At 70.2% G+C, this 13,806-nt stretch carries 12 protein-coding genes and 1 pseudogene; 7 read left to right on the forward strand and 6 right to left on the reverse strand.

Translation table 11 applies throughout. The features are described 5' to 3' along the window. The 6 genes and pseudogenes from PUR53_RS02765 to PUR53_RS02790 all read left to right on the forward strand — a co-directional run. A pseudogene (locus PUR53_RS02765) lies at window positions 1–289 on the forward strand (sulfate adenylyltransferase subunit CysD); the annotation flags it as partial. A 2-nt stretch (window positions 290–291) separates the two neighbouring features. Next, a complete protein-coding gene (locus PUR53_RS02770) occupies window positions 292–1,626 on the forward strand; it encodes a sulfate adenylyltransferase subunit 1 (RefSeq protein ID WP_329894989.1) in 1,335 nt (444 codons plus the stop codon). 235 nt (window positions 1,627–1,861) lie between these two features. Continuing rightward, window positions 1,862–2,971, forward strand: a complete 1,110-nt coding sequence (locus PUR53_RS02775; protein ID WP_329894990.1) for an aliphatic sulfonate ABC transporter substrate-binding protein — start codon at window positions 1,862–1,864, stop codon at window positions 2,969–2,971. 36 nt (window positions 2,972–3,007) lie between these two features. Further along, the gene (locus PUR53_RS02780; RefSeq protein ID WP_329894991.1) at window positions 3,008–3,796 is read left to right on the forward strand and encodes an ABC transporter ATP-binding protein; all 789 of its coding nucleotides are present in this window, start codon (window positions 3,008–3,010) and stop codon (window positions 3,794–3,796) included. Beyond that, window positions 3,783–4,697, forward strand: a complete 915-nt coding sequence (locus PUR53_RS02785; protein WP_329894992.1) for an ABC transporter permease — start codon at window positions 3,783–3,785, stop codon at window positions 4,695–4,697. The genes PUR53_RS02780 and PUR53_RS02785 overlap by 14 nt, the downstream gene beginning before the upstream one ends. Before the next feature lie 5 nt (window positions 4,698–4,702). Continuing rightward, a complete protein-coding gene (locus PUR53_RS02790) occupies window positions 4,703–5,446 on the forward strand; it encodes a sirohydrochlorin chelatase (RefSeq protein WP_329907247.1) in 744 nt (247 codons plus the stop codon). A 199-nt stretch (window positions 5,447–5,645) separates the two neighbouring features. On the opposite strand, the gene PUR53_RS02795 is transcribed toward PUR53_RS02790, so the two are convergent. Then, window positions 5,646–6,257, reverse strand: coding sequence for a TIGR03086 family metal-binding protein (locus PUR53_RS02795; RefSeq protein ID WP_329894994.1), 612 nt, complete (start codon window positions 6,255–6,257; stop codon window positions 5,646–5,648). Between the two features lie 77 nt (window positions 6,258–6,334). Continuing rightward, on the reverse strand, window positions 6,335–6,883 hold the full coding sequence (locus PUR53_RS02800) for a DUF1697 domain-containing protein (RefSeq protein ID WP_329907248.1): 549 nt from the start codon (window positions 6,881–6,883) through the stop codon (window positions 6,335–6,337). 236 nt (window positions 6,884–7,119) lie between these two features. On the opposite strand from PUR53_RS02800, the gene PUR53_RS02805 reads away from it, so the two are divergent. Next, entirely contained in the window at window positions 7,120–9,384 is a 2,265-nt protein-coding gene (locus PUR53_RS02805; protein ID WP_329907249.1) for an MMPL family transporter, read from the forward strand. A 71-nt stretch (window positions 9,385–9,455) separates the two neighbouring features. Here PUR53_RS02805 and PUR53_RS02810 read toward each other — a convergent pair whose 3' ends face one another. The 4 genes from PUR53_RS02810 to PUR53_RS02825 all read right to left on the reverse strand — a co-directional run bounded on the left by PUR53_RS02810 (window position 9,456) and on the right by PUR53_RS02825 (window position 13,774). Next, the gene (locus PUR53_RS02810; RefSeq protein ID WP_329907250.1) at window positions 9,456–10,400 is read right to left on the reverse strand and encodes a CDP-alcohol phosphatidyltransferase family protein; all 945 of its coding nucleotides are present in this window, start codon (window positions 10,398–10,400) and stop codon (window positions 9,456–9,458) included. A gap of 313 nt (window positions 10,401–10,713) precedes the next feature. Then, a complete protein-coding gene (locus PUR53_RS02815; RefSeq protein WP_329907251.1) occupies window positions 10,714–11,997 on the reverse strand; it encodes an ABC transporter substrate-binding protein in 1,284 nt (427 codons plus the stop codon). Continuing rightward, the gene (locus PUR53_RS02820; protein ID WP_329907252.1) at window positions 11,997–12,830 is read right to left on the reverse strand and encodes a carbohydrate ABC transporter permease; all 834 of its coding nucleotides are present in this window, start codon (window positions 12,828–12,830) and stop codon (window positions 11,997–11,999) included. The genes PUR53_RS02815 and PUR53_RS02820 overlap by 1 nt, the downstream gene beginning before the upstream one ends. Further along, complete coding sequence (locus PUR53_RS02825; protein WP_329907253.1) at window positions 12,827–13,774, reverse strand: carbohydrate ABC transporter permease; 948 nt, start codon at window positions 13,772–13,774, stop codon at window positions 12,827–12,829. Before PUR53_RS02825 ends, PUR53_RS02820 begins: the two co-directional genes overlap by 4 nt. Between the last annotated feature and the right edge of the window lie 32 nt (window positions 13,775–13,806).

Raw genomic sequence — 13,806 nt, forward strand, 5'->3', positions numbered from 1 at the left:
GATCTACTTCGCCCACGAGCGCGAGGTGTTCCAGCGGGCCGGGATGTGGCTGACCGCCGGCGAGTGGGGCGGGCCGCGCGCGAACGAGACCGTGGAGAAACGGCGGGTGCGGTACCGGACGGTCGGCGACATGTCGTGCACGGGTGCCGTGGATTCGGACGCGGTGACGCTCGACCAGGTCATCGCCGAGATCGCCGCCTCCCGGCTCACTGAGCGGGGTGCGACCCGCGCCGACGACAAGATGTCCGAGGCCGCGATGGAAGACCGCAAGCGCGAGGGGTACTTCTAGCCATGAGCACGATCACCGCCGAGGAGCTCTCGGCCACCACGCTGCTGCGGTTCGCGACCGCGGGTTCCGTCGACGACGGCAAGTCCACCCTGGTCGGACGGCTGCTGCACGACTCCAAGTCGATCCTCACCGACCAACTGGAGGCCGTGGAACGGGTGTCCGCCAGCCGGGGCCAGGAAGGCCCCGACCTCGCGCTCCTCACCGACGGCCTGCGCGCCGAGCGCGAACAGGGCATCACCATCGACGTGGCCTACCGCTACTTCGCCACCACCCGCCGCCGCTTCATCCTCGCCGACACCCCCGGCCACGTGCAGTACACCCGCAACATGGTCACCGGCGCCTCCACCGCCGAGCTGACGGTGATCCTGGTCGACGCGCGCAACGGCGTCGTCGAGCAGACCCGCCGGCACGCCGCGATCGCCGCGCTGCTGCGGGTCCCGCACGTGGTCCTCGCGGTGAACAAGATGGACCTCGTCGCGTACGAGGAGCAGGTCTTCGCGCGGATCGCCGAGGAGTTCACGGCGTACGCGTCCGAGCTGGGCGTCCCGGAGATCACCGCGATCCCGATCTCGGCGCTGGCCGGTGACAACGTGGTGGAGCCGTCCGCGAACATGGACTGGTACGGCGGCCCGACGGTGCTGGAGCACCTGGAGACGGTGCCGGTCGCGCACGACCTGAGCCACTGCCACGCCCGGCTGCCCGTGCAGTACGTGATCCGGCCGCAGACCGCGGAGCACCCCGACTACCGTGGCTACGCGGGCCAGATCGCCGCCGGTTCGTTCCGCGTCGGCGAGTCGGTGACCGTGCTGCCGTCCGGCCGGGCGTCGAAGATCTCCGGTATCGACCTGCTGGGCGAGCCGGTCGACGTCGCCTGGACCACCCAGTCGGTGACCGTCCTGCTGGAGGACGACATCGACATCTCGCGCGGCGACCTCATCGTGCCCAGCAAGGACGCCCCGGCGACCACGCAGGACATCGAGGCGACCGTCTGCCATGTCGCGGACCAGCCGCTCACGGTGGGCCACCGGGTGCTGCTCAAGCACGGCACCCGCACGGTCAAGGCGATCGTCAAGGACATCCCGTCCCGGCTGACGCTCGACGACCTGTCCCTGCACCCGCACCCGGGACAGCTCGTCGCCAACGACATCGGCCGGGTGAAGGTCCGTACGGCCGAGGCGCTGCCGGTCGACTCCTACGCCGACTCCCGCCGCACCGGTTCCTTCATCCTGATCGACCCGTCCGACGGCACGACACTGACGGCCGGCATGGTCGGCGAGTCGTTCGCCTCCCCGGAGCCCGTCAAGGACGCGGCCGAGGACGACGGGTGGGACTTCTGACATGAACCCCCAGGACTTCTACGCGACGTTCGCGAAGGAGGGCGGCCGTGTGGGCAGCGGCGCCCTCGGCAGCGGGCAGGGCGGAGTGGCGCGATGTGTGTGCTGACGTACGCGCACCGCTTGCGCGCCCCGTCCCCCCACCGGACGTCCCCGTTGCGACGAAGACCCTTTTCCTGATTCCCCGGCCACACCCCGAAGGGCTGTGACCGCCGGGCCTCCGAGAGGAACACCTCCCGTGCCTGCCAACCGCTCATCCGCCTTCCGTCGCTCCGTCGCGGTCATCGCAACGCTTCCCCTCCTCACCCTCGCCGCCTGCGGCTACGGCTCCGAGACCAAGGACGACAAGACCACCGAGGTCGCCGCCGGGGCCAAGAAGATCGAGGGCCTCGACACCGTCAAGATCGGCTACTTCGGCAACCTGACGCACGCCACCGCCCTGGTCGGGCGGCAGGAGGGCATCTTCCAGAAGGAGCTCGGCGCCACGAAGGCCGAGTACGCGATCTTCAACGCCGGGCCCTCCGAGATCGAGGCGCTCAACTCGAAGTCGATCGACATCGGCTGGATCGGCCCCTCCCCGGCGATCAACGGCTACACCAAGTCCGCCGGCAAGGGCCTGCGCATCATCAGCGGTTCGGCCTCCGGCGGTGTGAAGCTCGTCGTCAACCCGGACAAGATCAAGTCCCTGAAGGACGTCAAGGGCAAGAACATCGCGACGCCGCAGCTCGGCAACACGCAGGACGTGGCGTTCCTCAACTGGATCGCCGAGCAGGGCTGGAAGGTCGACGCCGAGAGCGGCAAGGGCGACGTCTCCGTGGTCCGTACGGACAACAAGATCGTCCCGGACGCCTACAAGTCGGGCTCGATCGACGGTGCCTGGGTGCCGGAGCCGACCGCGTCCAAGCTGGTCGCCGAGGGCGCCAAGGTGCTGCTGGACGAGGCCGACCTGTGGCCGGACAAGAAGTTCGTGATCACGAACATCATCGTGCGGCAGGACTTCCTCAAGGAGCACCCCAAGGTCGTCGAGGCGGTGCTGCGGGGCGCGGTCAGGACGAACGCCTTCATCGACTCCGACCCGGAGAAGGCGAAGGAGGCGGCCAACGCCCGGCTGAAGGAGGACTCCGGCAAGGCGCTGGACGCCAAGGTCCTCGACCCGGCGTGGAAGTCGATCCAGTTCACCAACGACCCGCTGGCCGCCACCCTCAACACCGAGGCGGAGCACGCGGTCAAGGCCGGCCTGCTGAAGGACCCGCTGCTCGACGGCATCTACGACCTGTCGATCCTCAACAAGGTCCTGAAGGCCGAGGGCGAGCCCGAGGTCGACGACGCCGGTCTCGGCGTCAAGTAACCGCGCAGTCCGCCACGTTCCCAGGAGGTGACGACCATGGCCACCGCACTCGCCAAGGCCGCCGACGGCACTGACGCCGTCGAGCACGCAGCCCGTATCGAGCACGTATCGAAGTCCTTCGCCGGGCCGACCGGGCAGCAGCTCGTGCTCGACGACATCACCCTCGATGTCGCTCCGGGCGAGTTCGTCACCCTTCTGGGGGCCTCGGGCTGTGGCAAGTCCACGCTGCTGAACCTGGTGGCGGGGCTCGACGCCCCGTCCCAGGGCAGCATCGCGACCGACGGGCGCCCCGCTCTGATGTTCCAGGAGCACGCCCTGTTCCCGTGGCTGACCGCGGGCAAGAACATCGAACTCGCCCTGAAACTCAGGGGGGTTCCGAAGAACGAACGGCGCGAGCGCGCCGAGGACCTGCTCTCGCTGGTCCGGCTGAAGGGCGCGTACGGCAAGCGGGTGCACGAGCTGTCCGGCGGTATGCGGCAGCGGGTGGCGCTGGCGCGGGCCCTCGGGCAGGAGAGCAAGCTCCTGCTGATGGACGAGCCGTTCGCGGCGCTCGACGCGATCACCCGGGACGTGCTGCACGACGAGCTGACCCGGATCTGGGAGGAGACCCGGCTCTCCGTCCTGTTCGTCACGCACAACGTGCGCGAGGCGGTACGGCTCGCGCAGCGCGTGGTGCTGCTGTCCTCGCGCCCGGGCCGGATCGCCCGGGAGTGGCGGGTCGACATCCCGCAGCCCCGCCGTATCGAGGACGCTCCGGTGGCGGAGCTGTCCCTGGAGATCACCGATGTCCTTCGTGAGGAGATCCGCCGTCATGGCCAGCAGTGAGACGAAGGCGACGGACAGGATCGACGCCCCGGCCGCCGACAAGGACCGGCTCGGGGCAGTGGAGGCGGGCCTCGACGCCCTGGAGACGCCGGGCACCGGCCGGCCTCCCTTCAGCCAGACGTTCCGGCAGAAGATCGTGCCGCCGATCACCGCGATCGTGCTGGTGCTCGCGGTGTGGCAGGGCTTGGTGTCGTTCGGCGTCGTCACCGACCCGGGCAAGCTGCCCCCGCCGTCGGCCGTGTGGGACGCGGCGGAGCAGGCCTGGCTGGAAGGCAAGCTGCTCGGCTACGTCTGGACGAGTGTCTCGCGTGGCCTGTTCGGCTTCCTGATCGCGCTGGCGATCGGCACGCCGCTCGGCATCCTGGTCGCCCGGGTGCGGTTCGTGCGGTCGGCGATCGGTCCGATCCTCTCCGGTCTTCAGTCGCTGCCGTCGGTGGCGTGGGTACCGCCGGCCGTGGTCTGGCTGGGTCTGACGGACGGGATGATGTACGCGGTGATCCTGCTCGGCGCGGTGCCCTCGATCGCCAACGGGCTGGTCTCCGGCATCGACCAGGTGCCCCCGCTGTATCTGCGGGCGGGCCGCACCATGGGCGCCACCGGACTCCAGGGCGCCTGGCACATCGTGATGCCGGCCGCGCTGCCCGGCTATCTGGCCGGTCTGAAGCAGGGCTGGGCGTTCTCCTGGCGTTCGCTGATGGCGGCGGAGATCATCGCCAGCCACCCCGATCTCGGGGTCGGTCTCGGCCAGTTGCTGGAGAACGGCCGCACCAACATCGACATGGCCACGGTGTTCCTCGCCATCTTCCTGATCCTGCTGGTCGGTATCGCCATCGATCTGCTGATCTTCAGCCCGTTGGAGCGGCGGGTCCTGCGCGGCCGCGGCCTGCTGGTGAAGAGCTGATCCACATGTTCAACGAGCCGGTCCTCCTCGTCATCGCCCACGGCAGCCGCGACCCGCGGCACGCCGCGACCGTGCACGCCCTGGTGCGGCGGGTACGGGCGATGCGCCCCGGGCTGCGTGTGGAGACCGGCTTCCTGGACTTCAACGTCCCCTCGGTCCAGGGGGTGCTGGAGTCGCTGGCGGCGGAGGGCGTACGGGACGTGGTGGCCCTGCCGCTGCTGCTGACCCGCGCCTTCCACGCCAAGGCCGACATCCCGGCGGTCCTGCGCGAGGCCCCGCCCGTTCTGCGCATCCGCCAAGCGGAGGTGCTCGGCCCGTCGCCTCTGCTCCTGTCGGCCCTCGAACGCCGGCTGTCCGAGGCGGGCCTGAGCCCCGCCGACAAGTCCTCGACCGGGGTCGTCCTGGCCTCGGCGGGGTCCACCGACCCGGAGGCGATCGCGGTGATCGCAGAAATCGCGCGGGAGTGGCGGCACACCGGCTGGTGCGCCGTGCGACCCGCGTTCGCCTCCGCGTCCCTCCCCCGCACGGAGGACGCCGTACGGGAGCTGCGGGCGCTCGGCTGCGCACGGGTGGCCGTGGCGCCGTACGTCATCGCCCCCGGCCGGCTGCCGGACCGGATCGCCGCCGGGGCGGACGAGTCCGGCGCGGACGTCCTGGCCGAGGTGCTCGGCCCCGCCCCCGAACTGGCCGCGCTGCTGCTGCGCCGGTACGCGGGCGCGCTCCGGCAGGGCCAGCTGACCGCGGCCTGAACCGCCGTCGGCGTCCCCGTCGCACTGTCCGCTCTCGTCGGCTCCGCCTCGCCCGTCCGAAGACCGAGAAGAACGGCCACGCCTGCGCGGCCCTCTACGTGGGCCCGTCGTCCCACTACCCGGCCTGGATGGCCTGCATCAACCAGCCGTCCTGTCGGGGCCGGTCATGAGACCGCGGCCGGTCATCGGGCCGCGCCGGTCATCGGGCCGCGGTCGCCCGCGGGTTCCGGCCGCTCGACGCCAGCGCTCGGTCGAACACCGGGGCGTCGGGTGGGACCGGGACCGGGGCGGCGAAGCCGTCGTAGCGGCGGTAGAGGTCGCCGTGGGTCTCGACGACGTCGAGGACGAAGCGGGCGGCCGGTTCGGAGATGTCGAACCTCTGGCCGGTGGCGGTGGCGACGTCCCAGCCATGGACGGCCATCTCCTTGATGATCATGCCGGCGATGCCTACGGCGGGGAACGGGCCCATCCCGAGGTCGATGTCGCCGTCCCACGCCGTCGGTTCGGCCCAGGCCGCGACCGCCCGGTCCAACTGGGCGGCGTAGGCGTCGGCCCAGTCGGGGTCGGCGGTGAAGTCCCGCTCGGTCAGCTCCTCGGGGAGGGGCGTGCGCAGGGCGCGGTGTTCCAGGCCGTGCGAGGTGTAGAGCACCCAGTGGTTGACCAGCGCCCGGACGTCCCAGTCACCGCAGTGGCTGGGACGCTCCAGTCGGTCCGCCGTGACGCCCCGGGCGATCCGGGCCGCCTCGGCGGCGCATTCGGCCATGTACGGGTAATGCGGGTGGTGCGGGTGCGTGCTGTCGTCGTGGCTCATACGGACCACGCTAGGGACGGCCCGCCCGGACCTCTTGAACAAACGCGACGCGAGCAGACGCGACCACGGGCATCCGGTCAGCCGGCCCGCGTCAGCTCCACCAGCTTCACCACCGTGTTCCAGTTGCGGGTGGTGGCGGTCAGGCCCTTCAGGAGGCGGGGCTTCGACAGGGTCTCCGCGAGCTTGGAGCGGCCGAGGCCCTCGGGGGCGTAGAGATACAGGGCCCGGTCCCCGATCCTGAACTCCTCGGGCAGGAAAGCCGGTTGATCGATCCCCTCGAAGCGGGCCGCGCCCACGGTCTCCGACAGGTACGTCACGTGCAGTTGCTTGCCCTCCAACTCGGCCGCCGGGAACGGGCACGCCTCCCGGACCGCCTCCAGGTATTCGTGGTCGCGCACCAGGACGTCCACGGTGAAGCCGAAGTGTTTCTCGATGGCCGTCGTGATCTCGGCGGCGTGGGAGTCCTCGTCGCCGTGGTCGCTGGTGAAGACCGCGTTGCCGCTCTGGAGGTAGGTGGCCACACCGTCGTGGCCGAGGCCGGTCAGGAGGGCGCGGAGGTCGGCCATCGGGACCTTCTTGCTGCCGCCCACGTTGATCCCGCGCAGAAGCGCCGCGTACGTCGTCATGGGCTCACGATAGGCATCGGACGGCGGGACCACCCTGAGGTTCGGCCCCGAGAACCCGGGATGGGTGTAAGGGGCCACTGTCCTCCCTGGTGGGGAGGGAGCGGGGTCCGAGCGGAGGACCCGTAGGCGGCGGGGTTCACCGGAGAGCACGACGAGATGCCCTTATCCGGCTCATACCTTCGAAACGAAAGGTGGCGGCAGGGGGTCGCCATCGCAGGCGAGGGGGCTGGCCCGTCATGGGGAACGGAGAGGTACGGGTGCGGGGGATCGCCGCCCGGGCGGGCGGCTGGAGCGCCCGGCACCGCTGGGCGGCCGTCGGGATCTGGCTGCTGTTCGTGGTGCTGACGATGGGGATCGGCTCGGCGATGGGCTCGGTCGAGGTCAAGGACAGCGATCAGCTCAAGGGGGAGACCAGCACGGCGGCTCATATCGTCGAGGAGGCCGGGATCGAGGAGCCCGCCGGTGAGACCGTCCTGATCCAGGCGAAGGACGACCGCGTCCGCGCCACGGACTCCGCGTTCCGGGCCGCCGTGGACGATGTGATGAAGGCCGTCGAGAGGACCGGTGAGGTCACGGACGTGACCTCACCGTACGACACGCGGACGATCTCGAAGGACGGCCGCAGCGCGCTGGTGCAGTTCGATGTGCGGGGCGCGTCGGACACCGCGGGCGAGCGGATCGAGCCGGTGCTGAAGGCCGTCGCGGACGTCCAGAAGGAGCACGGGTCGCTGCGGATCGAGGAGATCGGCGGCGCCTCGATGATGAAGACGTTCGACGACGCCTTCGGGGACGACTTCCAGAAGGCCGAGTACTCGGCCGTGCCGGTGGCGCTCGGCATCCTGCTGATCGCGTTCGGCGCGGTCGTGGCGGCGCTGCTGCCGGTGGCGCTGGCGATCACGGCGATCGTCGCGACGATGGGCCTGATGGCCATCGTCAGCCATGTGATCCCGATGAGCGACACCGCCAACTCCGTGATGCTGCTGGTGGGTCTGGCCGTCGGTGTCGACTACTGCCTGTTCTATCTGCGCCGTGAACGCGAGGAGCGCGCCGCGGGCCGGGACGCGCAGACCGCACTGCGGGTGGCCGCCGCGACCAGTGGCCGCGCCATCATCGTCTCCGGCGTCACGGTGTGCGTGGCGATGGCGGGCATGCTGTTCACCGGGCTCGCCGAGTTCGAGGCGATGGGCCTGGCGTCCCTGATGGTCGTGGCCGTCGCGATGGTCGGTTCGGTCACGGTGCTGCCGGCGCTGCTGTCGCTGCTGGGCGGACGGGTGGAGAAGGGCCGTATCCCGTTCCTGCACCCGGACAAGCGGCGGAAGAACGGCCGTGCGGGAGACGGTGGTTCGGAGAGCCGTTTCTGGAACGCCGTCCTCGGGGTCGTGCTCGCCAAGCCGGCCCTGTCGCTGGTCGTGGCGACCGGTGCGCTGCTCGCCGTGGCGGCGCCCGCGCTCGGGATGAAGACGCAGAACCTGACGCTGGACCAGGAGTTCGGGGACTCGCTGCCGATCGTGCAGACGTACAACCGGGTCAACGAGGCCTTCCCGGGCGGTTCCGAGCCGGCCGAGGTGGTCGTGAAGGCCAAGGACATCAACGCCCCCGAGGTGCGGTCGGCGCTCGCCGACTTCAAGGAGGAGGCCGTCGCCTCGGGTGCCTCGCGCGGCCCGGTGGAGATCAAGGTGCACGACGCGCAGAACGTGGCGTTCGTGTACGTGCCGTTGGTCGGCGGCTCCGACCAGGACAAGGCGGGCGCGAGCCTGGACAGGCTGCGCGACGAGGTACGGCCCGCCACGCTCGGCAAGGTGGAGGGCGTCGAGGCGCCGGTCACCGGGCAGGTCGCGGGCAACCAGGACTTCAACGACCAGCTCGTCGGCTCCGTGGTCCCGGTCTTCGCCTTCGTCGTGGTCTTCGCCTTCCTGCTGATGCTGCTGTCGTTCCGCTCGCTGACGATCGCGGCGACGTCGATCGTGCTGAACCTGCTGTCGGTGGGCGCCGCGTACGGCATCCTCGTCGCGGTCTTCCAGCACGGCTGGGGGGCCTCGCTGGTGGGCGCGGAGGGCGTGGGCGCCATCATCACCTGGCTGCCGCTGTTCCTGTTCGTGATCCTGTTCGGGCTGTCGATGGACTACCACGTGTTCGTGGTCTCGCGGATCCGTGAGGCGCGACTGCGGGGCCGTACGACGAAGGAGGCCATCCGGCACGGGGTGGTCACCACGGCCGGGGTCGTGACCAGCGCCGCCGTCATCATGGTCGCCGTCTTCGCGATCTTCGGGACACTGTCCATGCAGTCGATGAAGCAGATGGGTGTGGGCCTCGCGGCCGCCGTCCTCATCGACGCGACGATCATCCGGGGTGTGCTCCTCCCGGCGGTGATGGCCCTGCTCGGCGAGCGCAACTGGTATCTGCCGAGGTGGCTGAACCGGCTGCCGGACCTCACCCATGACGAGTCGCCGGAGCCGGAGCCGCTGTCACCGACGGCGCGGGACGAGCGGGTACGGGTCTGATCGGGGCCTGAACACGGAGGTGGGCCGGGGCGGCGTCGCCCCGGCCCACCTCCGTGTCCGTACCCGTCGGGTCAGGCCGCCGTGGCGACGTCTCCCCGGTCGAAGGAGTCGAGGGTGCGGGTGAAGTCGCGGGTGGAGAGCAACAGCTTGTAGACGATGGCCAGTTCGAAGACGAGCAGCAGGACGCCGGAGACGATGGTCGCCGTCATCACCGAGTCGACGATCGGGCCGATCATGAAGACGCCCATCTGGAACTCGATGCCGCTGATCAGATGGGGGCGGACCCGGTGGCGCAGCAGGAAGGACCGGACGCGCAGATAGAGGGGGAAGCGGCGGCGGAACTCCTGGTGCAGGTCGACGACCTGGGCCTGTGGCGCGGCCTGGGTGACCTCGGCGGCGGCCGAGCGCAGGTCCTGTTCGATGTCGGCCTCGGGGTTCTCGCGCAGCAGGTCCTCCATGAAGGCGAGTTCCCGCTCGTTCTCGGCGCGGCGGGCCTCACGGAGCCGGGCCTTGATCTGCTTGCGCATGGTGTGGCGGACCTTGAAGGTCTCCAGCGAGTTGATGTAGCGGAGCGCGTCGCAGCCGATGACGGCGGCGGCGAGCCAGATGTAGAAGGTCTCTCCCGTGCGCTGGTACTGACCGGCCATCAGGGCGATCGAGCACGCCGCGACCCGGACGCGGTCGAAGACGAAGTCGAGCCAGGCCCCGAACACGGAGCCCTGGCCGGTGAGTCGGGCGACCTTGCCGTCCATGCAGTCGAGGATGAAGCTCAGGTGGTAGACGACGGCGCCGGCGATCAGCCAGCGCCAGTCGCCCAGCGCGAAGAACGCGGCCGAGACCAGTCCCAGCAGGAAGGCGCCCCAGGTCAGCTGGTTGGGCGTGATCCTCGTGTACTTCGCGGTCAGCCGCACCAGAGGGGTGGCGACCGGGTCCACGAGCAGCACGGTCCACCAGGCGTCCCGCTTCTTCTGGGTCACGCGGCGCACTTCCGCGAGGTCGGGTATGTCTCGGCGCATGGGTCAACTTCCTGGCGTTCGAAATGAATTCATCCTCAGCTTGGAAGCCGTTCACCCGAGGCACAAGAACCGCCGAACGCAACCTTTCGGAGGGGGTAACGGTCGAACCCGGTAACAGAGTCAGTGCGCGTTTCGCGCGGACCGGGCGTTACCTGAGCGTTATTGAGTGACCTGATCGTGACCTGAAAAGTGCCGTGATTTCACGACAGGCGTGGAACCAACCGGCTTGCCCGGCGAGCCAACCGGCTTGCCCGGCGATCAGGGGGTGGGGCACGATGCGCAGCCCCGGCTTTTCAGGGGCTGCCCCACACCCTCACCGCTGGTAGCGCGCCAGCACCAGGTTCCCGTCGTCCTCCAACCGTTCCCGCAGCTCACCCAGGTCGATCGCCCCGCTGTAGTACTCCTGGTACGCGGGCGTGGCGACCTTGTCCTTCCACTCCGGATAGCCGCGCACGGACTGCGCGGGGGCCGGCCGGAGATACTCGGCGAGCGCGGCCCCCGTCGCCCAGTCGTGCTCGGTGGTGCGCAGGGCGGGATCCCGGAGGGCCTCCGTGCCGGTCGGGAGCATCCAGTCGCCGAGGGCGAGGCGGACCATGTTCTGGGGGCGCAGGAGGAAGTCGATGAACGCGGCGGCCTCCTCCTTGTGCGGGCTGTCCTTGGCGACGGAGAGGGTCTGCGGGCTGACGCCCTGGGTGAGCCCGCCGGCGCCGGCCGGGGCGGGCATCACCTGCCAGTCGAAGCCCTCCGGGGCCTGTTGGACGATCTGCTGACGGTAGGAGAAGCCGAGCGGGACCATCGCGTACCGGCCGCCGAAGAAGCCGGGCAGGGTGTCGGAGCCGCCCATGCCGAGGGTGGTGGCGGGTGCGCTCCCGTCGGCGTTCACCTCGTCGCGCACGGTCCTCGGGACGACCGCGTCGGCCTCCTCGAACCGCACCTCGACCTTGCCGTCCGCGTCCCGGTGGAACAGTTGTCCGCCCGCCGAGAGGGAGAGGTTCAGCGTGGCCGACACCGGTTCCTTCAACGGCCAGGCCACGCCGTACTTCCCGCCGCCGCTCAGCTCCTTCGCGACCTCGCGGAACTCCGTCCAGGTCCACGGGTCCTCGGGCGTCGGCAGCCGCACACCGGACTCACGCAGCCAGGTGGCGTTGGCGATGAGGACCCTCGGCTCCTGGAGGAACGGCACCCCGTAGACGCCCTCGCCGAAGGTCGTCGTCTCCCAGCTGTGCGGCGGGATGTCCGTCCTGAGCCGTTCGGGCAGCAGCTCGCGCAGATCGGCGAGGTAGCCGCCGTAGGCGAAGTCCGCGAGGTCGTCGGAGGCGTCGTGGATGATGTCCGGCGCCTCACCGCCCTCGAAGGAGGTGAGCAGTTGGTCGTGGACGCTGTCCCAACTGCCCTGGACGTACTGGACCTCGACGTCTGGATGGGCGGCGTTCCACTCCGCCACCAGTTCCTTGTTGACGGCGACGGACTCCTCCTGCCAGGCCAGGGACTGGAAGCGGAGGGTGATCCGGCCGTCGTCGGAGGTTCCCTCGCCGCCCGTGCAGCCGGCCATGAGGAGGCACAGCAGCAGGGCCGTGACGAGCCGTGGTGCGCGCATCAGTTCTTCACCGCCCCGGCGAGCATGCCGCCCGTGATCCGTCTCTGGATGACCGCGAAGACGACCAGCGAGGGAAGCGTCGCGAGGAACGCGGCGGCGGCCAGCGGGCCGAGGTCGGCCACGCCCTCCGCGCCGATGAAATGGGCGAGGACGACCGGCAGGGTCTGCTTCTCCGGCGTCTTGAGCAGGACCAGCGCGAAGAAGAACTCGTTCCACGCCGTGACGAAAGCGAACAGCGCCGTCGCCACGATGCCCGGCGCCAGCAGGGGCGCCGTCACCGACACCAGGGTGCGCAGCCGCCCGGCCCCGTCGACCGCCGCCGCCTCCTCCAGCTCGGCGGGCACCGCCCGGACGTAGCCGACGAGCATCCACAGCGCGAACGGCAGCGCCCACACCACGTACACCATGATCAGTCCGGGCACGGAGTCGATCAGCCTCAGGTTCTTCAGCACCAGGAAGAGCGGGATGATCACCAGCACGAACGGGAACGCCTGGCTGACCACCACCCACCCGGTCGCCATCCGCGACAGCGTCGTGCGGTGCCGGGCCATGACGTACGCCATCGGCGTCGCGATGAGTACGGCGACGACGGCCGCGCCGACCGCCGCGACCAGCGAGTTGAGCGCGGCCTGCAGCAGGGGCTGCTCGTCGAAGGCCTGCCGGAAGTTGGCGAGGGTCGGGTCCCTCGGGATCCAGGTCGGGTGGAGACTGCCCAGCTCGCGGGCCGGTTTGAAGGCGGTGGAGACCAGCCAGAGGAAGGGGAACGCGAGGAAGACGAGATACGCGACAAGGGCCAGGTACTGGCCGGTGCGCGCCGCCCTGCCGCTCCTCATGCGTCCTCACCCCGCCGCAGCCGGCCGACCAGGACGAACGCCAGGACGGTCGAGATCACCGCGACCATCACACAGCCCATCGCCGCCGCGTACCCGAACTGGCCGTAGCGGAACGCCTCCTCGTAGGCGAAGAGCATCGGCAGCCGGGTGCGGCCGCCCGGTCCGCCGTTGGTCAGGACATACACCAGGGCGAAGGAGTTGAAGTTCCAGATGAGGTTGAGCGCCGAGATGGCGAGGGCGACGGGTCTGATGGCGGGCCAGGTGACCGTGCGGAAGCGGCGCCAGGCGCCCGCGCCGTCCATCGCGGCGGCCTCGTGCAGTTCGCGCGGGGTGTTCTGCAGCCCGGCGAGCAGGGCGACGGTCGTCTGGGGCATGCCCGCCCAGACGCCGACCAGTATGACGGCGGGCAGCGCGGTGGCCAGTCCGCTCAGCCAGTCGCGCCCGTCGCCGAGGCCCAGGTCGCGGACGGTCTCGTTGAGGATGCCCGCGTCGGGGTTGTAGACGAGCCGCCACATGATGCCGACGACCACCTCGGGCATCGCCCAGGGGATGATCGCGAGCGCCCTCGCCAGCCAGCGCAGCCGTAGCGGCTCGTTGAGGAGGAGGGCGAGGCCGAGGGCGAGCAGGAACTGCGGCACGGTCACCCCGACGGCCCACAGCAGACCGATGCGGAACGACTCCCAGAAGAGGGTGTCGTGCAGCAGGTCCTGGAAGTTGAGGGTGCCGATCCACCGGGTGGGCTCGGTCCGGCCGGACTGGGCGTCGGTGAACGCCAGCGCGATCCCGTACAGCAGCGGTCCGACGCTCAGCACCAGGATGGGGATCAGCGCGGGCAGCACCAGGAACCAGGCGCCGTGGTCGATCAGGCGCCGGTCCCGGCCGTCCGCCGGGCTGCTCCGCTTGGCCGGTCGCGGGCGTTTCGGCTTCGCGGTCGCCAAGGTCATGTCCGTCATGGTGCTGAGGTCATGACAGGGCG

Source organism: Streptomyces sp. SP18BB07, from assembly GCF_036322545.1.
In the GTDB taxonomy this organism is placed as follows: Bacteria; Actinomycetota; Actinomycetes; order Streptomycetales; family Streptomycetaceae; genus Streptomyces; species Streptomyces deccanensis.